Origin of the sequence: Citrobacter sp. Marseille-Q5395, from assembly GCF_947057495.1 — a bacterium.
GTDB lineage: Bacteria > Pseudomonadota > Gammaproteobacteria > Enterobacterales > Enterobacteriaceae > Citrobacter > Citrobacter murliniae.
This window is the reverse complement of the sequence record NZ_CAMSEL010000012.1, coordinates 48251-66911: the sequence shown is the minus strand read 5'-3', so window position 1 is coordinate 66911 and position 18661 is coordinate 48251. Positions and strand designations below refer to the sequence as shown.

Sequence of the window (18661 nt, the reverse complement as noted above, 5' to 3'; positions counted from 1 at the left end):
TCGCTGCTGCATCCCTGAACCGATAGGAGTTATCACCATGAACGCCATTACCCAAACCGAAGCCCGCGCCCTCAACACCGCCGCCGCTATCCCGCTGGAAGCCGCCGACCCGACCAAGAACCTGATTTTGGTTCCGCTGTCGCGGCTGGTGTCGCGTCCTGCTGGCCGCAACGTGCGCAAGACCCCGCGCATGTCCATTCCCGAACTCGCCGCGAGCATTCAGCGTGTCGGCCTGCTGCAAAACCTCATCGTCATTGCCGCCGCCGATGGCGAGCATTACGAAGTCGTGGCCGGTGGCCGCAGGCTGGCCGCGTTGAAGCTGCTGGCGAAGAAGCGCCGCATCAGCAAGGAATGGGAAGTGCCTTGCCTGTTGGTGGCCGATGGCACCGCCCGCACGGCCAGCCTCACCGAGAACGTGCAGCGCGAAGCCATGCACCCCGCCGACCAGTTCGAGGCATTCGCCGCGCTGGTGGCCGAAGGCCGACCCATCGAGGACATAGCCGCCGATTTCAGCGTCACGCCGCTGGTGGTGCAGCGCCGCTTGAAGCTGGCGAACGTCTCGCCCCGGCTGCTGGCCGACTACCGCGCCGAAGCCGTGACGCTCGATCAGTTGATGGCCCTTGCCATCACCGACGACCACGCCGCGCAGGAAACCGCGTTCTACGACGCGCCGACGTGGCAGCGCAACCCTTCCCAATTGCGCGACCGCCTCACCGAGCGCGAGATTGACGCATACCGGCATCCGCTGGTGCGTTTCGTGGGGCTGGATACCTACGGAGCCGCAGGCGGTGGTGTGCGCCGTGACCTGTTCGCGGAAGGTGACGCGGGCGTGTATCTGACCGATGCCGCGCTGCTGGAACGGCTGGCGCAAGACAAGCTGGCAGGTATCGCCGCCGAGGTGAAGGACGAAGGCTGGGCGTGGGTGGATGCCACCCCCGCCGTGACCCATGCCGACCTGCACGCCTTCCAGCGTGCGCCGAGGGAGCGCCGCGAACCGAACAAGCGCGAAGCGCAGCGCATCGAGAAGCTGCAAACCAAGATGCACGAACTGGCCGCCGCCGTGGATGACGCGCTTGATACCGAGGACGAGGAAAAGGCCGATGCCTTGCAGGAAGAAGGCGAAGCCGTGGGCGAGCAGTTGCAGGCGCTGGAAGATGGCTTGCAGGACTACGGCACGACCGTGAAGGCCGCAGCCGGTGCCATCGTCACCATCGACCGCAACGGGCAGGCAGTGATTCATCGCGGGTTGATGCGCGAGGCCGAGGCCAAGGCGCTGCGCACACTGGAACGCCTGCGCCAAGGTTTCGGCAGCGAAAGCGAAGCCGGGAACGACGACGAAGGCGAGGACGACGAGCAGCCCAAGACCGCCGCCATGTCCGACAAGCTGGCGCAGCGGTTGAGCGCCCACCGCACCGCCGCGCTGCAAATCGAAGTCGCCCGGCATCCGCAAGTGGCGCTGGCCGCGCTGGTGCATGGCATGGTGCAGACCGTCTTGCAGGGCAGCCACTACGGCCACGACTTGCCGCTGGGCGTGAGCCTGAAAGCGCAAGACCGGCTGGAAGGCATCGCCCCGGATATACCGGATTCGCCCGCCGCCGTGGCGCTGCGCGAGTTGCAGCAGGTAGCAGGCGAAGGCTTGCCGGAGGACAGCGCCGAACTGTTCGCCGTGCTGCTAGCGAAGTCGCAAGATGAACTGGTGCGGCTGCTGGCGATATCCGTGGCCGTCACGGTGGACGTGGTGACACCCCGCGCCACGCCGCAGCAACCGGGCGCGGAACTGGCGCAGGCTGTCGGCTTGGACATGGCCGCATGGTGGAAGCCCACCAATGAGGGTTATTTCCGGCATGTGCCGAAGGCCGCGATTCTGGAAGCCGTGGAGCAGTACGCCCCGGCGCACGTCACCCGGCTGGCGAAGTTGAAGAAGGCCGACATTGCCAGCGAAGCCGAGCGGCTGGCCGATGGCACCGGCTGGATGCCTGCCATCTTCAAGGCCGAAGGCACCGACGACACCACGGCGCAGGATGCGCCGCAGGCGGTGACGAACGACGAGCCGGAAGCCATCGACAACGACGACGAGCAGCAGGCCCACGCACTCGCCGCCTGACCTTCACCACCACCGAGCGCCCCGGTTTCGGCCGGGGCGCTTCGCTGTTCCATCAGCATCGGCCCCAGGCCGTTCCGCCCTGGTGCCGATGGTCAAAAATCCGGGCGCGGCGGTGGCCGCGCCCGGTTTCCAAGCCCAAAGCCAGAACGCCCCTTCGCCGCCTTCGGGCGGACGGCGAAGGGGCGGCGCACAAGTGACCTTGTGCGCGGGAAACCCTCGAAGCCCATAAGTGCGTCGGCGCACAGCGCCGACGACATTCCGAACGCGCCCCACCGCAATGGGCGGGGCTGGTGTGGCTACGCCCCGGCTTGCTGCCGCAGGTTGCACGAAAGCGTGCCGTCCTCGACGCTGGCGGTTCGTCGCCTGTACGTCACGAAGGACGGTTCACCGACACGCCGCCCGGCCTTGCAATGGAGCTTCCACGCCACGCCTCACGCAAAGGGCCGCAAGCAGCGGTAGGAACGCTTTCACCTTGTCGCTGGGCATTGTCCTTGCCCGTGTCAGGGCGCAGGCCGGTGAAGCCGTCGCGCGGGGATGCCGAGTCGGCCATGCCTCCATTCGGGAGCGGGCGGCCAGTACGTCCTTGTGTTGTTGTGAATCCTGGCGGTGGCTGGGCTTCATGGCCGCAACCTTCCAGCGAAAACAATTCCCCCTGCGCTGCGCGCATTCCTCGCGGGACAAATTCTTTTCGCTTCCAGGTTCTCCACGGTGTTGCGACCGCTGCGCGGTGCGGCCAGCCCATCCCCCGCCGGACGGATCACAACAAGGACGCACTGGCGCGACCTTGTTCAACCCGAAAGGAGAAATCATCATGGCTAACATCGGCACCTTCACCGCAGAGAAAGACGGCTTCACCGGCCAGCTCCGCACCCTGACCCTCAACTTCAAGGTCAAGCTGGTTCCCAACGACAAGGGCGAGAACGAAAGCGCCCCGGACTTCCGCCTGCAAGCGGCCGGCCACGACTTCGGCGCGGCGTGGAAGAAAACCAGCGAGGCCGGGCGGGATTACCTGTCGGTGGCCATCGACGATCCTTCATTCCCGGCGACGGTCTATGCCCGCCTGATCGAAGGCGAGAATGACACGCACGACCTCATCTGGTCGCGCAGCAAGCCCAAGGCGGCCTGACGGCCGCCCACCGCGCCCCGCCCATTGCGGCGGGGCGCGGTGCTGCTGATCGCAGCATCGCACGCACAGGGTTTCGGCAGTTGCCCCATGTCCCGCATGTCCAAGGCCAGCATTGCATTGGTGATGGTCGAATGGCTCGAAGCCCGTGGCAGTAGGAACAGCATGGCGTGTCGGCGCATTGCGCCGCCGGGCTTTCGGGCTGCGCCCCATGCCGCCAATGGCGTCATGTCCATTCGGCTTCAATCCCTCACGCCTTCGCGCCTGGCGGCGCTGCGCGCTCCGCTTGCGGGCATTCAGACGCGCTAGGGCGCGTCGCGCTCTTTCAGCACGGCCTCGAACTCCTGGCGCACCCGCGCCAGCAGTTCGTCGGCCTTGTGCGTGTCGTCGCCGGCGTAGGCCAGCGTCAACAGCGTCAGCGGATGCACTTCCATGACCTCGCACAGCTCGGTCAGCTTGTGCAGGGTCGGACTTTTCAAGTCGCGCTCCAGCGTACTCATATAGGTGCGGCTGGACACGTCGGAGAACGCTTCCTGGCTCAAGCCTCGCGCCTTCCTGACTGTCCGTATTGCCGTTGCCAATGAGTGTTTCGCTGTCACTAACTTGGTTTCCCCATAAAAACCAAGATGACAGCCCATTGCGCCCTATAGGGCTACAATCTATAGTGTTCATTCATGGCTGAAAGGCCCGCTTTCGTGCTTTTACGGAAATCCGCAGATGCGGATTCCGACAGAACCGGGGAATCGCATCCGTGTCTTTCCGGCTTCCGACAATTCCGCTTCGGCGCTTCTGTTCTTCTACGGATGCGATGGCTTGCACATCGGTGCTTCCACACGAATGCACGGATGCGTTTCGGCAGTTCTGCGCTTCGGCACCAAAGCGCATTCGCGCATCGTCGGTTTCGTGGAGAAGCTGCCCATGACCCTGCCGCTTGTCACCGCTGATGAACGCGCCCGGCTGCTGGCCCACGGCGCGGCGCTCGCCGCTGGTCAGCGGCTCGACCCGCTGCCCGTGGTGCGCTTGTTCACCCCGGACGCGCATGTGACCTGGCTGCTGGTGTCGCTCGACCCGGCGGATGGCGACACGGCCTACGGCCTGATCGACCTCGGTATCGGTATGCCTGAGCTCGGGATGGTCAAGCTGTCCGACCTGGCGGGCATCGTCGGGCCGCGCAAGCTGCCGGTGCGGCGGGATCGGTATTTCCAGGCGGTGCGCCCGTTATCGGAGTACGTCCGGCTGGCGCAGGAGAACGGCGCGATCACGGACTGATGAAAACCAGCGCGGCCTAGCCAGCCGGGGCGCATCGTGACTATTTCAATCTTGATCAAGACCGTGCAGGTCTGAATCCGCATTCTTGCACCGAAGTGGTGCGATCCTGTTGAAAACAGTCCTGATCTTGGGCGCGGGCTGCGGCACGGTGTTCGGTGCTGCGCGTCATTTTCCTGAAGGCGTAGCCGTCGCATTCAGACGATTTCCGCAACACGCAGAGCCAAATGGTCTTGACACCGACAGTTACAGCCTAACCAATTTTGATGACGACCTGATGGCATTTCGATAGTTCCCGCATCGCGGAAATCGTGGCGACGCATCCCAAACAGAGGGAGGTTTCGCCATGACTGATCGCAGCGCCGAACACTGGTATCCGACAGCGGCCTATCTCTACGTTCTGCACCTTGACGGCCCTGCGCTGGCGTGGGAATACCTGCGCCGAAATCCCGACTACCGCCGCGACTGGCTGCGCCGCCGCCGCCGGCCGGACACGGCGCAGGCGTGGGGCCTGCGCCTGCTGGAAGACCCAGCCCTGGATGCGCGCGACGCGCATCCGGCCTGGTTTCCCGATCACGATGCCGTCGTGCAGGTTTACCCGGACGATGACCCGCCACCCGAAGCCCATGCCTTCGAGTTCTGGCGCGTCCCTGGCCGCAAGCAACTGATCCACGACGGCAAGCGCCTGGTGCTGGTGTCGCATTGGCCCGGCTGCTGCCTGCGGCTCGCGCTCGCGCCGGGCCTGGAAGACGGCATGGCCTACCTCTACGCCACCCGCGCCTGCGCCACGCCCTGCGCGCGCTATCGCACGCTCGCGTCCGAGCTGGACGCATTGGCCGTGGCCACGGTTGCCACGCCTGCGGCGGCGGCCCGTTCCAGGCCCACGACGGCCGCGGTGCTGGAACTGCACACCTTGCAGACGCTCGACGCGACCCTGGCGGGCGCGTCATTGCGCGAAGTGGCCGAAGGGCTGTTCGGCGCCGATGCCGTCGCCGCCGACTGGCACAAGGACAGCGCCTTACGTGCCCGCGTGCGGCGGCTGGTACGTCGTGGCGATGCGCTGATGCGTGGCGGCTATCGCCGCCTGGCACAGCTTCCGCCGCCGTTGCAGTAGGGGGGGACGTTTCGCGTCCCCCGTAGATCGTCCCTTAGCAAGCAGCCTCGCTTTCTTGAAAGTGCCTCTAACCGGCCGCGTGGTGTGGCCGGGCTTGATGGAGGTACATCCCATGCGACCCGCTCCCTTGCGGCCTGCCGCCGCTGCTGTCGCTGCGCCTGCGCAGCCCCAACGCTACCTGACCAACGACGAAGCCGCCGAGTACCTGCGCCTGTCGCCACGCACGCTGGAGAAACAGCGCGTGATCGGCGGCGGCCCGAAGTTCCGCAAGTTCGGCCGCCGCGTCATGTACGCGGTGTCCGACCTCGATGCCTGGGCCGACCAGCGCAGCTACGAGGCGACTTCCGACCCGGAATATGCCGAACGCCACGCGGGCGATTACCGTGATGGCCGCTGATCGCTGGCGCGTGGGTGGCCGTCGCCATGTCCAGCCCGCCAGGGCAAGCCTTGCAGCGCGAACAGCTCGACCTGTTCCGCGCGCTGCCGGGCGACATGGCACCCCGCGACAGCCAGGACTTGATGGCCTTTCCGTTCTTCTCGCTGGCGAAGTCGCGGCGTACCGCGCCGATCGACTTCCGCGCCGGCGGCATCACCATCCGCGTGGAGGGTACGCAGGAGCACGGCATCGCAACGATATGGGATGCCGACCTGCTGATTTGGGCCGCCTCGCAGATCGTGGAGGCGCGCGACGCGGGCTTGCGCCCGTCGCGCTGGATACGCGCCACTCCCTACGAGATCCTGCGCTTCATCGGGCGCGGCACGTCTCTCAACGACTACCTGCGCCTGAAAGCCGCGCTCGACCGGCTGCAATCGACCACGGTGGCCACGTCCATCCGCGAAACCACGGGAAGGCGATTGCATCGCTTCTCGTGGATCAACGAGTGGAAGGAACTGGCCGATGCCAGCGGCGTGCCGCTGGGCATCGAACTGATCCTGCCGGACTGGTTCTATGCGGGCGTGCTCGATGCCGCCTTGGTGCTGACCATCGACCCAGCCTATTTCCGCTTGAAGGGCGGGATCGAGCGCTGGCTGTACCGCCTGGTGCGCAAGCACGGCGGCAAGCAGCCGGGCGGCTGGCAATTCGACTTCCGGCACCTGCACCGCAAGTCGGGCAGCGCTGCGCGCTTCTCCGACTTCGCTTACGACCTGCGCGTCCTGGTGGCGCGGCAGTCGCTGCCCGGCTACGTCCTGGGCATCGAGCGAATGCCGGACGACGGACAAGAACTGCTGACCTTCCGGCCCGTGCTGCACACGGCACGGGGATAACTCGTGGAAAAGGTGTGGACGGCCTCGTGCTATCAGGAGTACCGGGTATCGTGCTATCGGGAGTACGCCTATCGTGCTATCAGGAGTACGAAAACGCCGGAAAGCCAATAACGGCGCGGGTTTGCGGCCCCTCTAACTTCCCTAACAAGAAATACATAACTTTTAGTAGAAGCGCGCCGTTTCGGTGGACAACCGAGAAACGGCACGGCGAACAGCGTTTTGCACGGCAGGTAAAGCCCGGCTTTCCAGCAGGGAGGGCCGCGCCATGATCCTCGCTCTGCTCAACCAGAAAGGCGGTGTCGGCAAGACCACGCTCGCCACGCACATCGCGGGCGAACTGGCGATGCGCGGCCAGCATGTCGTCCTGCTCGATGCCGACCCGCAGGGTTCATCCCTGGACTGGACGCAGCGCAGAAGCCAGCAAGGCTTGCCACGGCTGTTCAGCGCCGTGGGCCTCGCACGCGAAACGCTGCATCAGGAAGCGCCAGAACTCGCCAGGCGGGCCGATCACGTCATCATCGACGGGCCGCCGCGCATCGCCGCCTTGGCGCGCTCCGCGCTGCTGGCGGCCGAGCGCGTGCTGATCCCGGTGCAGCCCAGCCCCTACGACCTCTGGGCCAGCTCGGAAATGGTTTCGCTGATCCGCGAGGCGCAGGTGTTCCGGCCGCTGCTCCGCGCGGCCTTCGTCATCAACCGGCGCGTCAGCACCACCATCATCGGGCGCGAGGCGCGGCAATCGCTCGCCGAACAGCCGCTGCCCGCGCTGCGCTCGGAGGTGCATCAGCGCATCGTCTTCGCCGACAGCGTGGCCGCTGGCCGGCTCGCACGCGAGACAGCGCCCGACAGTGCCGCCGCCCGCGAAATCACCGCCCTGGTGGACGAACTGCTGCGGTGGCCGACATGACAGCGCAGCAGCCACCCAACAGCAAACGCACGGGCAAGCGCGTCGGCATCGGCGCACGTCCGCCCGCGAATCCGCACGCCGAGGCGTGGATTCGTCAGGGCGATGCCGACGCGCTGGGCAAAGGCGACCTCTACACGGCCCGCCTCACGCTCGACATCACGCCCGCCATGCGGGCGCGCATCAAGGTGTCGGCCTTCACGCAAGGCGTGACCGTGGCCGACCTGCTGCGCGGCCTGCTGGAGCGGGAGTTTCCGCCGGAGAACACACCATGAACGCATTCGCTTGGCCTGCCGCGAACGCGGCACCGGCTGCGCCGCTGCCTGCGCTTTCGGCACTCGCCGGACAGGCCGGCAATGTGCCGCTGACGCGCGTTTCGCTGGCCTACCTCGAACATCGCTTCAAGCTCTACCTGCGCTTCGGCGAACCGGCGCGCACGCTTCAGCTCGACCGCTGGCGGCGCTGCGCGGTGTTCCTGCCGGGCGCGATGCTCTGCCGCATCCGCTGGCAGGCCAACGACTACGGCACGATCCGCTGGCAACTCATGGTGATGCAGGCTTGCACACCGCTGGACGCGGCGCAGCGCATCCCCGGTGTTCAGCCGGGCGCGCGCTTGCTCCTACACACCGAAGGCGATGCCAACGTGCGCGCCGTGCTGGAGCGCATCGACGGCATCGAGGCGCTGGGCATCGCTGCCATCGACGTGTCGCCGGCGTACTGGCGCACGCTGGGCAACCGTCTTGCGGCTCGCCTTGCGCTGCCCGAATACACCACCGAGCGGCATACCGCCTGGCTGGCCGGGAAGGTGCTGCCATGACCGCCCCGACCACCACACCCAACGCGCCCGACGTGGCGCCGCGTCCTCGCTCACGCCTGCGCGCTCGCATCGTGCTGGCGACACTGGCCGCCATCGGCTTCGCTGCGCTGGCCTGGGCGGCTTTCGTGTCGCCGCTGCCGCGTCTGACCTACAACCCGTCCGACAGCGTGGCGGTCGGCTGGTATCGCATTGACCCGTTCGACCCGCGCACCGCCTCGCTGCCACGTCCGTTGTCCGTGGACAGCATCGTGCTGGTGCCGCTTCCGGCCACGGCTGCCGCGCTCGCTGCGCAGCGCGGCTACCTGCCGACGCGCGTTCCGCTGCTCAAACGTGTGGGCGCGGTCGCGCCGCAACACGTCTGCATCGTCGCCGGTCAGGTACGCATCGACGGCGTGCCTTCGGCCGCCGTACTGCCCGCCGACCGGCTGGGCCGGGCGCTGCCGTCCTTGCAGCTTTGCCGCCGCCTTGAACCGGGCGAACTGCTCCTGTTGAGCGTGACGAATCCAGCATCGTTCGACAGCCGCTATTTCGGCCCGGTCAGCGCATCCGCCGTGATCGGCGTTGCGCATCCGGTGTGGCCGGAGATACGCCCATGATGGCCGCCGATTCGCTGCGCTCTGACGTGCCATCGGGCATGTCGTTCTGCTGGCTGCTTCAGTGTCGCTGCGCCTGTCGTGCCGGTGCATTCGCACCGCACGTCGCGCAGCATCCGGCGCAGCCGTCCAACGTTCAGGCGTCTTGCCTCGAACGCGCCCGGCCTGCGGCCATTGGCGCTTTCGCCGGCGCGCTGTCTGTTCACGCAGCAGCGCCGCCGGGCCGCCGTTGCCTGGAGCGACAGCGAAGGGCAAAGGCGGAAGGCAAGACAAAAGGACGCGGCACCTGGCCGCGTCGAAAGCCAGTCAGCACATGGGGGGAACGCGGCACGGAGCGGCTTCGCCACCGTGCCGCGTTTGGCGCGAGGGTCGCGCCAATGCTGGCATGTCCGCGTGCTTCGCACGACAGGACACGCCCAAGCTTGCGGGGAGCGCAGCCATGACCGACAGCCGCGACGACGACTTTCGCGTGCGCCCCAGCGCCCCGAAGAACCGGGGCAAGGGCCAGGGGCAGAGCTTCGTTTCCAAGGTGCTCAAGCAGGCCGGCAAAGCCAGCAGCGGCAAGTCGGCAGTACGCCGTCCTGGCGCGGCTGGCACCGGCCAGCGGCCCGGCTCTCGGCTCGGACGTGGCCACACGGCGGCGCGCTTCGCCGGGGCGAAGCTAATGCCCATGTCGCGGCGCGTGACCATCAAGACCTTGCTGGTCAATCACCAGCGGGCCAGCCCGCAATCGCTCGCCAAGCACCTGCGCTACATCGAGCGCGACGGCGCGGGTCGCGATGGCGAACCGGGCCGGGGCTACGGGCCACAGGCCGACGAAGCCGATCTGGACGCCTTCAAGGAACGCTGCGCCGACGACCGGCACCATTTCCGCTTCATCGTCTCGCCCGAGGACGGGGCCGAGCTGGACGACCTGCGCACCTACACCCGGCATCTGGTGAGCCGCATGGAAGCCGACCTGGGCACGCGGCTGGATTGGGTGGCGGTGGATCACTGGAACACCGACAACCCGCACACCCACCTGATCGTGCGCGGGCGCGACGACACCGGCAAAGACCTCATCATCGCGGGTGACTACATCGCCCACGGCTTCCGCCATCGCGCCGCCGAGCTGGCGACCGAGTGGCTGGGGCCGCGCACCGAACTGGAGATTCAGCAGACCTTGAGGCGCGAGGTGGAACAGGAGCGGTGGACGAGCCTGGATCGCACCTTGCAGCGCGAGACCGGCGAGGATGGCCGGGTGCATGTCGAACGGCTCAACGAGCCGAGGTTGCAACGCCAGCGCCTGCTGCTGATCGGCCGCCTGCAACGCTTGCAGCGCCTGGGCCTAGCCGACGAGGTGCAGCCCGGCACCTGGGCCATTCATGCCGATGCCGAGAAGACCTTGCGTGCCCTGGGTGAGCGTGGCGACATCATCCGAACGATGCAGCGGGCCATGAGCGGCCAGCCGCGTGAGCTGGCGGTGTTCGAGCCGGGCGACGATGGTCGCAGCCTCATCGGCCGCGTGGCCGCGAAGGGGCTTGCCGATGAGTTGCACGACCGAGGCTATCTGATCATCGACGGCACGGACGGTAAGGCCCACTACGTTGCACTGAACGCCCGCGACGAACTGGCGAACTATCCCACGGGCGCTGTGGTAGAGGTGAAGGGTTCGACTGAGGTGCGCACGGCCGACAAGAACATCGCCTCGCTGGCGAGCGATGGCCTGTACCGCACCGATCATCACCTGGTAATCGAGCAGGGCCGGGCTACGCCCGGACGCGACCCGCAGGAAGTCGTCGCCGCTCATGTCCGGCGGCTGGAAGCCCTGCGCCGGGCTTGCATCGTGGAGCGCGTGGCCGAAGGGCTATGGAAGGTACCGGACGACCTGGCCGAGCGTGGCCGCCAATACGACGCGCAACGGCTGGGCGATGTAGCCGTAGAGCTGAAATCACACCTTCCTATTGAACGGCAGGCCCGCGTCATCGGCGCGACTTGGCTTGACCAGCAACTGATCGGCGGTGGCCGTGGGCTGGGCAACTTGGGCTTTGGCGGTGATACCAAGCAGGCCATACAGCAGCGAGCCGATTTCCTCGAAGAACAGGGGCTGGCACAGCGCCGCGGGCAGCGCGTCATCCTCGCGCGCAACCTGCTGGGCACGCTACGCAATCGGGAACTAGTGCAGGCCGCGAAAGACATTGCGGCGGAAACCGGCCTAGAGCATCGCCCGGTGGCCGACGGGCAGCGCGTAGCCGGTATCTACCGGCGTTCCATTATGCTCGCCAGCGGGCGCTACGCGATGCTCGATGACGGCATGGGGTTCAGCCTTGTGCCGTGGCGGCCGGTAATTGAGCCGCGACTGGGACAACAGCTTGCCGCAAAGGTTATCGGCGGAAGTGCCTCTTGGGAACTTGGACGAAAGCCCAGTATCGGTATCAGTTAGATATCAAGGGAAGCTGAGTACCAGGCGCAGTCTGCTTGGCTGCTGTGATTCTTCTTAGAGATTCAATCAATGCCATAAACTCCTTGGATTGCCTCAGTGCTTCGCCTCCCGCAGTTTGCAGGTCCAAGACATCCGTAGCCTCGATCGTGAAGGCTGTGGGCACGCGCAGCAGCGAATGCCGGATCTTGTCGTCCGGCACGTCGTTCAGACTTACGCTTACTACGTAGATTTCTGCGTCGGCCGCAAAGGGGCTGTCCGCTTGGCCACGGGTGCGGACAATCTCGGAACGCCAGTGTTGCAGGTCGTCGTTAAGCATGGCCAGCGTCACCTGGGTCTCGCGAGCGCCGGCACCGAAGATCAGCGACTCAAGTACTTGCGTCGTGCTGGGAACTCGGTCGCTACTGTCCACTCTCTCGCTCAGTCCTCGTTCGGAGTTCACCGTCACCAACACGAGTCGGCGCAAGCTTCCGGGCTTGACCTCCGAGAAATTGGCGCTCATTGAGCCCGAAGCTACTAGCCGGTCTAGCATCAGACGTACGCCGAGGTTGTCGGAGACACCACCGTCCACGAGGTGGATATAGGGCCGATCGTGCGCATTGAGGTAGCTGTCTATGCCGCTTTGCAGGATGCGTGATCTGTAATTTTGCCCTCTGACAGGCAAAGATCGGAGAGGCGGCGGACAGGTATTGGCGTTGTTTCGCACCGTTACGGGCGACAGCACCAGCGGTACTGCCGACGAGGCCGCCACCGCGAAAGACAGCGGCGTTGCATCGAGGTCGGAACAGATTAGCCGGAATTGCTCGGTGGTGAAATCGAAAGGGGCACCGGTCGTGAGGTCGGTTGCCGTGATCATCAGTTCGGGCGCGCCCGGTCGTCGGCGCACGTCACCAAAGGTGCGGCCTTCAAAAAGTTCGTCCAAGCGTTGAGCCAGGATCTGGCTGCGCCCAAACCAAGGTGAAGTTAGTCTATAAAGACGCTCAGGCCACAGAGCTTCACGTATGAGTCGCCCCTCAAAAGGCACAAGCAGAAAATCCGGCTCGAAACGAGTCAGCGTGGCATCGCCGAAGGCCGCGAAGTGCGCGGCAAGGATGCTGCCCCCCGACACTCCGCTGACCAGGAACACCTGATCCAACAGAGTGGTCTCCTGGCCCTCTAGCGCGAAGCGTGTGGCCTTGAGTTCGCGCAGCACGCCCAGGCCGAAGGCCGCCGCCCGAGCGCCCCCGCCTGACAGTGTCACCGCTACAACCACCGGTTGGTTGACCTCCGACGGCCTGATGCGTTGGTCGTTCTCGGCGAGAGACATTAAGGCGGCGTCGGAAAGTGTCGGGTTGATCCAAGGACGGTAAGTGGAACACCCTGTCAGAACTACCGTTGCCAGCACACCGGCCAAACTCCATCGTGTGAATTTACACACCTCCAGGCGCTTTACCTCTGCAAGCAGCACCACGCAGCGTTTCGAATAGACAAGAACGAGAAACGCCGGCAATTTTGCGACGAAGCAGAGCCACTCCAGAATGCTGCAGACGTTACAAGAACGGCACCCTACGAATCCCCTTGATGAGGCTCCTCGCGATCCGCGCGAAGTTATGGAATAGCAGCTATTCACGAGCCAGCACTTCTCCAAGCGCTATTGATCCGTTCAAGGCAGGTGGTGATTGCAGACTTTGCATGCCCGAGCAGTGTGTAGGAGCCTTTGAAATCCGCGAGAGCGTTGCCGTGCTCGAAGCAGCTAGCAGCAGCCACCCGACGATCTGTTTGTTCATCTACTGCCTCAAACTCCAAACTAGCTCCCCCAGTTGTCACTGGTCCAACAAGCAACGTCGTTAGGGTGTTGACTGCTCTATTGGGCGTCTCAATGGTCGTAATTGCCACACGCACACGTATGCGGCCTGACGATGCGGGAGCTTCGGACTTAGTTTGGAGATGTCGCAGTTCACTGTTGACGTGATCGAGAAGCTCTCGCACTTGCTCAGCTTCAAGCCCACCTATGCGTCCAGTTGCCGTCACTACCTGAGCATCCTCGACTAATATTTCCCGGTAACGACTGGGTTCAAAGCCTGGCGCCTTGAAGAGCAGAACATTTTCGTACTTCGTTTTTCCCAATACATCGTAATCACCAAGAAACCCTGATCGAGTCATTCCGTTTGAAGCACAGCCAGATAAGGTTGCCGTGAGGCCTGCCAGCAGCACAAAATGGATTAATGAAATAGGGCGTTTCATATATATTTTCATTTATCCCATTTTCAGACAGACGATGCCAGCAACAACCAGCGCAATTCCAACCCAACGTATCAAGGAGGCGGTATCGCCGAACACATACACGCCCACGAAAAACGCGCCCAGCGAACCGATGCCGGTCCAGACCGCATAAGCTGTTCCTATGGGGATCTGTTTAAGAGATAACCATAGGAAAAAGCCGCTGGCTGCCATACAGGCAACTGCAATCGCCGGCCCCACGTAGCGCATCGCTGCATTGGCCGCACCCATCTTGAGGCCTAGTGGCCAACCGATTTCGAACAGGCCGGCAATCAGTAGAACCAACCATGGATTCCATGACAACGGGTTCATATATTTCTCCAAATCTATTCAGTGAAAATTGATTATCAAAGCATCAAAGCATCAAAGAATAGGCAGTAGGCGGTCAATTCGCTCTGCTTCTGATTTCTTCTTAAACTCTCTGATGGCGAGAATCTGTCTCCCCGATCTCTCCGGCCACGAGAGAGATCGGGGGAAGCGTGTGGACAGTTACGCTGAGGGATCAGACCGGTTGCACTGGTTGTTGTACCGCCTCGTGACTCCGTTTGCTGCCCGGCCACTTCATTCCGAACAGCACCTCGTAGAGCAACGGAATCAGGCCAAGCGTCACGAGCGTGCCAAGTGCGAGACCACCGATCATGCCGATGGCCATGCCCTTCCACAGCGGCCCCGCAAACAACATCAGGGGCACGAGACCCGCGATACAGGTCACCTTGGTCATCACGATTGGACGCAGCCGCTGCATCGCAGCTCCCACCAGGGCTTCATGTCGGGCGAGACCTTCCGAGAGGCCGTGTTCAATTTGTTCGAGCAGAAGAACGGCGTTGTTGACGATGATTCCGAACAGCGCAAGCACCCCGAATGTCGCCATGAAGCTGAAAGGAGTGCCTGTTGCCTTCAGTGCAATCACGACCCCAATCAACGTGAAGGGAATCGTTGCGAGAATCACGATCAGCTTGCGGAAGGAGTTGAACTGCCAGATGAATAGCAGCAACATCGCCAGAAGAGCGAACGGCATGTAGTGCGTGAGCGATGCATTCGATTCAGCCGATTCCTCAATTTCTCCACCAAGCTCTATGGCATAGCCTGCAGGTAGTTCAATTGCGGCGATCCGAGGTGCGAGGTGATCCACGATCTCTTGCGCGGTGTATGCGGTGTTCTGCCCCTGAACTGTGACTGTACGAATGAGATTGCGGCGCTGGATCACAGACGGCTCGCTAGCGAGCGTGACATCGGCCACTTGCGCCAGGGAAACCGGCTGGCCACCCGACGCTGGATAGATGGTCGTCGAACCAACGTCCGCAGTGCTGCGCCGATCATTGGACGTCCCGCGCATCACGATTGGCACGCTGGTATCGCCATCTCGGATCACAGAGATCGACTGGCCGATGTAGCGGGTGCCAAGCCAGGCAGCTATGTCGTCGGTGGTGACGCCAGCACGTCGCGCACGATCTTGATCGACCCGAACATCGAGACGGCCGACACGGGTATCCCAGTTGTTCTTGATGTTGGCCGTACCTGGCAGCTCCCGTAGCGCGGACTCAATTTTCGCCGCCGCATTCATCAGCACCTCATGATCCGGCCCACTGACCCGGTAGACGGCTGTGCCGGCTTCGGTAGTGCCTAGCGAGAACCGCTGAGGCTCTGCGCGTACATCTCCATGATGCTGCGCGAAGTAAGCCCGAGTTCGGGCAATCACGACGTCAATGTTGGTGCCTGCCTTGACCGTCACGACAAAGTACGCGATGTTCGATGCTGGCAATGGGGGATTGAGCCCAAGGATGAAGCGCGGCCCACCGTCAGCGACGTAGCCAATGTGATCCGTGATTTCGGGGTTGATTTCTTGATCACCGAGCCAGCCGCTCACTTCCTTCACTTTGGCAAGAGTGAGCCGTGAATCCGTTCCAGGGGCGAGCTGCACCGGTATTTGGAATTGAACTCGGTCGGACTTCGGCAAGAAGTCGTATGGCAGTGTCGTGAATCCGTACAGAGCTACGGCCAATGCACCCGTCATCACACCAACGTAGATCGCCTTGTGGTCAAGCACCCACTCAAGCAACTTGCGATAGCCGCGATAGAAGCGTGTGTTGTAGGTTTGCGCGTCATTCGCCGGTTGATGATGCACTTTGGTGAAGTGGTAGCACAGCAGTGGAGTGACGGTCAGACACAACAGCCAAGATCCGAGTAACGTGAGCGCGAGGACAATGACGAGAGAGCGCAGATACTCACTCGTCGCACTCTGGCCGAAGAAGAACGGGGAGAAGGCGATGACGATAACCAATGAGGACGTCAGCAGCGGCAGTGCGAGGGTACGACCCGCTTCGAGACAAGCCTGTTTGCGGTCTTCACCGGCTGCCAAGCGCCGTTCAATGTCTTCGGCAATCACGATGCCGTTGTCTACCAAGAGCCCCAAAGCGATGATGATGGCTGCCATCGAAACACTTTGCAGCTCGATGTTCAGCGCGCGCATCACGATCAGTGCCCCCAGAATGGTAAGCGGCACGATCATCCCGACGATGAATCCTGTGCGCCATCCCAGGAAAAGGACGACGACGCCGAGCACGATGACAATCGTTTCGATCATCACCTGGTTCATCTTGCCCATTTCACGTTTGACGACGTCTGCCTGGAATGTCACATAGGAGAGCTCGAAACCTGCGGGCAGAAGTTTCTCAAGCTCGGCCACACGGGATTTGAGGGCTACGCCGAATTGCTCCACGTTCTGGCCCGAGGTCATGGACACTGCCATCACTACGGCAGGCTGGCCCTTATAGACTGCAGCAGACTCGGGAGGATCTGCAGGTTGTACCTGCACGCGCGCAAGCTCTCCCAGTGAGATTGAAGGAGCAGGCGAAGCACCGCGCGCACCCTGAGCTTGCGCCATCATGATCGGCAACGCGCGCAGCGAGGCGGCGTCGCGAACCTCTCCACTAACAGCCAGCGAAGCGTTGATGCCACCGATGGCGATTTGCCCGCCTGAAAGCACGACGTTTTGTTTAACGAGTTGATCGATCACCCCTTGTGGGGTCAATCCAAGCTGGGCTAGTTTTGGTCGATCAAATTCGAGATAGACGCGCTCTTCCTGCAAGCCGTAGAAGCTGATGCGATCAACGCCGGGAAGCGCGTATAGGCGATCGCGCATCTCTTTCAACGACACACGCATTTCGCCCATGGAGTAGCCCGGCGCGGTCACCGCAATGGAGGCCACGGCAACACGGCCGAAGTCGTCGTTGACAAATGGCCCCAACGTACCCTGTGGAAGCAGAGGCTGAGCATCGGCAACCTTCGCGCGAACGCGCTGCCATATGGGGGCTAGGTCGGTGTACCGCTCCCAGATCGTGACCTGTATGACGGCCCCGCCCGCGCGAACGGTTGTGGTTACACGCTTGACCTCGGCCAGCTCCCGCAAACGCTCCTCGATCGGACGCGCGATCAACTGCTCAACACGTTCGGCTGGCATGCCAGGGTTCAGAACGGCAACAACCGCATCTCGAATCGTGACCGATGGCTCTTCCTGCGAAGGGAAATTGAGAAACGTGGCAATGCCGGCAACAAGAATGATGACCGCGGCAAGGTAGGTGAGTCTGCTGGCGCGCAGCGCCATTTCTGTGATCTTCATAGCGAAGTCTTCCTGTAGCGGGTCAGCGTCCGGCCAATTGGGTCGTGGCCTTGAGTGGGGTGACTTGTTGCTCGTTCGTCAGCCAACTCGCGCCAGCCGCGACTACCATCTCGCCGCGCTTCAGGCCGCCCACAACGCGAACGTTGTCGCCGCCTGGCTCGCTCTGGAATTGCACTTCCCGGCGGTGCACCTTCTTTCCGGTCACGTCATATACAAACACTGCGGCTTGTCCTGCTTTCTCACTGAGCACCAGTGCCGAATAGGGAAGCATCAGACGATCTGGTGAGGCATCCTTCGCTTCCGGTGCCTTCAGCAATACTTGAACGGCAGACCCGGGTCGAAGACTGCGCGCAAGAGTAGCATCTTGAGGAACGAGCACGACAGGTAAAAGTGAGCCATTTTCAGCACGCAAGCCGATGCGTTGTACCGAAGCACGAACGGGACTTGCTGACTCGCTCAGGCGCAGTTCGGCGACCTGCCCAATTTTGATATTTGCCGCCTGGGTCGTCGATGCAGTCGCAAGGACTTCTACGCCGCTGCGTAGTCCATCCACTTGAAGCACCGGCGCTCCGGCTGCAATATCTGTGAACGGCAGAGCGAGTTTCTCCGCGACGACGCCGTCGAATGGCGCATGAATGGCGGCCCCCCTTCGCGCACGCTCGGCAAGGCCGAATGCGGCCTTTGCATTGCGCACCTGGCCTTCAGCTGCAACCAACTGTGCTTTCACACTCTCGAATGCAGCCGGGGAGATTACGTTGCCCTCAAGCAGCCCCCTTTGCTGCGTTGTCTGCACGATTCTGTCTGCCAATGCGGCTTCCGCAGCAGCGAGTGTCGCCCGAGCCTGTTCTAGGCGGAGTTGCTCGGGCTGAACATCCAACTCAGCCAGAAGCTGTCCGCGAGAGAAGCGATCTCCCACGTCCACATGAAGCTTGCTGATACGCCCGCCAGTCTCGAACCCCAAGGTACTCCGCTCACTGGAGCGAGCTAGACCACTCAATTCAATGCGATTGGCCACAGAACCTACATCCCCCACCGTGAGCAGCTTGACCGCTCGCGGTGGATCGGAAGCAGGCTCCTTCTGACTATCACAGCCGGCAAGCGATGCGAGCAGAACAAACGCGAGGCCGACTTTCTGCATTTGCCAGGACTGGGATTTAAAGGGAGTGCAAGACACGGGAAG

Annotated in this window: 18 protein-coding genes; 11 read left to right on the top strand and 7 right to left on the bottom strand. The window is 63.2% G+C overall.

What is annotated here, in order from left to right; all coding sequences use genetic code 11:
* The first annotated feature begins 37 nt into the window (after positions 1-37).
* Complete coding sequence (locus OH663_RS15315) at positions 38-2104, top strand: ParB/RepB/Spo0J family partition protein (RefSeq protein WP_004883050.1); 2067 nt, start codon at positions 38-40, stop codon at positions 2102-2104.
* 370 nt (positions 2105-2474) lie between these two features.
* On the opposite strand, the gene OH663_RS15310 is transcribed toward OH663_RS15315, so the two are convergent.
* The gene (locus OH663_RS15310; protein WP_174330000.1) at positions 2475-2846 is read right to left on the bottom strand and encodes a hypothetical protein; all 372 of its coding nucleotides are present in this window, start codon (positions 2844-2846) and stop codon (positions 2475-2477) included.
* Between the two features lie 69 nt (positions 2847-2915).
* Between OH663_RS15310 and OH663_RS15305 the strand changes: the two genes are divergently transcribed.
* A complete protein-coding gene (locus tag OH663_RS15305; RefSeq protein WP_004883051.1) occupies positions 2916-3230 on the top strand; it encodes a DUF736 domain-containing protein in 315 nt (104 codons plus the stop codon).
* 302 nt (positions 3231-3532) lie between these two features.
* On the opposite strand, the gene OH663_RS15300 is transcribed toward OH663_RS15305, so the two are convergent.
* On the bottom strand, positions 3533-3865 hold the full coding sequence (locus tag OH663_RS15300) for a helix-turn-helix domain-containing protein (protein WP_004883052.1): 333 nt from the start codon (positions 3863-3865) through the stop codon (positions 3533-3535).
* A 79-nt stretch (positions 3866-3944) separates the two neighbouring features.
* On the opposite strand from OH663_RS15300, the gene OH663_RS26100 reads away from it, so the two are divergent.
* The 9 genes from OH663_RS26100 to OH663_RS15255 all read left to right on the top strand — a co-directional run bounded on the left by OH663_RS26100 (position 3945) and on the right by OH663_RS15255 (position 11606).
* Positions 3945-4496, top strand: a complete 552-nt coding sequence (locus tag OH663_RS26100) for a DUF2958 domain-containing protein (protein WP_004883053.1) — start codon at positions 3945-3947, stop codon at positions 4494-4496.
* A gap of 343 nt (positions 4497-4839) precedes the next feature.
* Positions 4840-5607, top strand: a complete 768-nt coding sequence (locus OH663_RS15290; protein WP_004883055.1) for a DUF2285 domain-containing protein — start codon at positions 4840-4842, stop codon at positions 5605-5607.
* Between the two features lie 112 nt (positions 5608-5719).
* Positions 5720-6004 carry a helix-turn-helix transcriptional regulator gene (locus OH663_RS15285; RefSeq protein ID WP_004883058.1) on the top strand — a complete coding sequence of 95 codons (285 nt, stop codon included), beginning with the start codon at positions 5720-5722 and terminating at the stop codon, positions 6002-6004.
* Between the two features lie 50 nt (positions 6005-6054).
* Positions 6055-6873: a replication initiator protein A gene (locus tag OH663_RS15280; protein WP_425267602.1), complete on the top strand. Its 819-nt coding sequence runs from the start codon at positions 6055-6057 to the stop codon at positions 6871-6873.
* Between the two features lie 265 nt (positions 6874-7138).
* On the top strand, positions 7139-7777 hold the full coding sequence (gene parA, locus OH663_RS15275) for a ParA family partition ATPase (protein WP_004883061.1): 639 nt from the start codon (positions 7139-7141) through the stop codon (positions 7775-7777).
* Complete coding sequence (locus OH663_RS15270) at positions 7774-8049, top strand: hypothetical protein (protein WP_004883063.1); 276 nt, start codon at positions 7774-7776, stop codon at positions 8047-8049. Before parA ends, OH663_RS15270 begins: the two co-directional genes overlap by 4 nt.
* A complete protein-coding gene (locus OH663_RS15265) occupies positions 8046-8591 on the top strand; it encodes a DUF2840 domain-containing protein (protein ID WP_004883064.1) in 546 nt (181 codons plus the stop codon). The genes OH663_RS15270 and OH663_RS15265 overlap by 4 nt, the downstream gene beginning before the upstream one ends.
* Positions 8588-9187: a S26 family signal peptidase gene (locus OH663_RS15260; protein ID WP_004883067.1), complete on the top strand. Its 600-nt coding sequence runs from the start codon at positions 8588-8590 to the stop codon at positions 9185-9187. Before OH663_RS15265 ends, OH663_RS15260 begins: the two co-directional genes overlap by 4 nt.
* A 436-nt stretch (positions 9188-9623) precedes the next feature.
* Positions 9624-11606 (top strand): relaxase/mobilization nuclease domain-containing protein, encoded by a 1983-nt coding sequence (locus OH663_RS15255; protein ID WP_004883068.1) that lies wholly within the window; start codon positions 9624-9626, stop codon positions 11604-11606.
* Here OH663_RS15255 and OH663_RS15250 read toward each other — a convergent pair.
* The 5 genes from OH663_RS15250 to OH663_RS15230 form a co-directional block, all read right to left on the bottom strand.
* Entirely contained in the window at positions 11599-12909 is a 1311-nt protein-coding gene (locus OH663_RS15250; RefSeq protein ID WP_023123864.1) for a patatin-like phospholipase family protein, read from the bottom strand. The genes OH663_RS15255 and OH663_RS15250 overlap by 8 nt on opposite strands.
* Before the next feature lie 299 nt (positions 12910-13208).
* Positions 13209-13826 (bottom strand): DUF3313 family protein, encoded by a 618-nt coding sequence (locus tag OH663_RS15245; RefSeq protein ID WP_004883071.1) that lies wholly within the window; start codon positions 13824-13826, stop codon positions 13209-13211.
* Positions 13827-13838: 12 nt separating this feature from the next.
* On the bottom strand, positions 13839-14174 hold the full coding sequence (locus tag OH663_RS15240) for a DMT family transporter (protein WP_004883073.1): 336 nt from the start codon (positions 14172-14174) through the stop codon (positions 13839-13841).
* Positions 14175-14364: 190 nt separating this feature from the next.
* Positions 14365-17481, bottom strand: a complete 3117-nt coding sequence (locus tag OH663_RS15235; protein ID WP_004883075.1) for an efflux RND transporter permease subunit — start codon at positions 17479-17481, stop codon at positions 14365-14367.
* A 22-nt stretch (positions 17482-17503) separates the two neighbouring features.
* On the bottom strand, positions 17504-18619 hold the full coding sequence (locus tag OH663_RS15230) for an efflux RND transporter periplasmic adaptor subunit (RefSeq protein WP_044256783.1): 1116 nt from the start codon (positions 18617-18619) through the stop codon (positions 17504-17506).
* Positions 18620-18661: the final 42 nt, after the last annotated feature.

Coding starts and splice junctions, on each gene's coding strand:
- OH663_RS15300 (WP_004883052.1), bottom strand. CDS start 3,865: ATGGGCTGTCATCTTGGTTTTTATGGGGAAACCAAGTTAGTGACAGCG.
- OH663_RS26100 (WP_004883053.1), top strand. CDS start 3,945: ATGCGGATTCCGACAGAACCGGGGAATCGCATCCGTGTCTTTCCGGCT.
- OH663_RS15245 (WP_004883071.1), bottom strand. CDS start 13,826: ATGAAACGCCCTATTTCATTAATCCATTTTGTGCTGCTGGCAGGCCTC.
- OH663_RS15285 (WP_004883058.1), top strand. CDS start 5,720: ATGCGACCCGCTCCCTTGCGGCCTGCCGCCGCTGCTGTCGCTGCGCCT.
- OH663_RS15250 (WP_023123864.1), bottom strand. CDS start 12,909: ATGTCTCTCGCCGAGAACGACCAACGCATCAGGCCGTCGGAGGTCAAC.
- OH663_RS15265 (WP_004883064.1), top strand. CDS start 8,046: ATGAACGCATTCGCTTGGCCTGCCGCGAACGCGGCACCGGCTGCGCCG.
- OH663_RS15235 (WP_004883075.1), bottom strand. CDS start 17,481: ATGAAGATCACAGAAATGGCGCTGCGCGCCAGCAGACTCACCTACCTT.
- OH663_RS15240 (WP_004883073.1), bottom strand. CDS start 14,174: ATGAACCCGTTGTCATGGAATCCATGGTTGGTTCTACTGATTGCCGGC.
- OH663_RS15310 (WP_174330000.1), bottom strand. CDS start 2,846: ATGGGCTGGCCGCACCGCGCAGCGGTCGCAACACCGTGGAGAACCTGG.
- OH663_RS15315 (WP_004883050.1), top strand. CDS start 38: ATGAACGCCATTACCCAAACCGAAGCCCGCGCCCTCAACACCGCCGCC.
- OH663_RS15270 (WP_004883063.1), top strand. CDS start 7,774: ATGACAGCGCAGCAGCCACCCAACAGCAAACGCACGGGCAAGCGCGTC.
- OH663_RS15230 (WP_044256783.1), bottom strand. CDS start 18,619: ATGCAGAAAGTCGGCCTCGCGTTTGTTCTGCTCGCATCGCTTGCCGGC.
- OH663_RS15260 (WP_004883067.1), top strand. CDS start 8,588: ATGACCGCCCCGACCACCACACCCAACGCGCCCGACGTGGCGCCGCGT.
- OH663_RS15255 (WP_004883068.1), top strand. CDS start 9,624: ATGACCGACAGCCGCGACGACGACTTTCGCGTGCGCCCCAGCGCCCCG.
- OH663_RS15290 (WP_004883055.1), top strand. CDS start 4,840: ATGACTGATCGCAGCGCCGAACACTGGTATCCGACAGCGGCCTATCTC.
- parA (WP_004883061.1), top strand. CDS start 7,139: ATGATCCTCGCTCTGCTCAACCAGAAAGGCGGTGTCGGCAAGACCACG.
- OH663_RS15305 (WP_004883051.1), top strand. CDS start 2,916: ATGGCTAACATCGGCACCTTCACCGCAGAGAAAGACGGCTTCACCGGC.